The organism is Bradyrhizobium sp. CCBAU 11361 (genome assembly GCF_028128935.1).
Classification (GTDB): domain Bacteria; phylum Pseudomonadota; class Alphaproteobacteria; order Rhizobiales; family Xanthobacteraceae; genus Bradyrhizobium; species Bradyrhizobium niftali.
In genome coordinates this window covers 1-496 of record NZ_LBJZ01000053.1, presented here as the reverse complement: position 1 = coordinate 496, position 496 = coordinate 1, and the positions used below count along the sequence as shown (strand labels likewise).

At 63.9% G+C, this 496-nt stretch carries 1 protein-coding gene; it reads right to left on the bottom strand.

All coding sequences use genetic code 11. The features are described 5' to 3' along the window. Positions 1–496: IS21 family transposase (istA, locus tag XI08_RS09790; RefSeq protein WP_271574261.1), on the bottom strand; the 496-nt coding region annotated here is incomplete at both ends.

Sequence of the window (496 nt, the reverse complement as noted above, 5' to 3'; positions counted from 1 at the left end):
CAGCCACAGGCAGCGGCCGCAGGTGCGGCTTCTCTTCCTGGAACATCGCCTCGACCTGACGGCGCGTGCTGCCGTGGATGCGCTTGGAGGCCCAATTCTCCTCCCAGTGCCTCAGGAACTCGTTCTGGGCTTCCAGTGTCTCGAAGCGCCGTCCGGCCAGCGCGGTGCCCTGGGTATGTTGAATCGCATTCTCGACGCATCCTTTCCGATTTGGATCGGCCACGCGCGCGGGATCGGCGACCACGGCGTAATGAGCCAGCATCGCGCTGTAAATCGGGTTGAGCTCGGGCTCGTACAAATCCGGCTTGAGGACGCCTTCCTTCAGATTGTCGAGCACGACATAGCTGGGGACCCCGCCAAAATACCGGAACGCCTCTTCGTGGAGCTGCGCCCAGACGTGTTGGCTGGACTTCCAGACCACCCGCCGGAAGCTGCGCCGCGAGTAGCGTAGCGTCATCACGAACAGGCGGGGACGACGGTACCGCCCGCTCTTCGG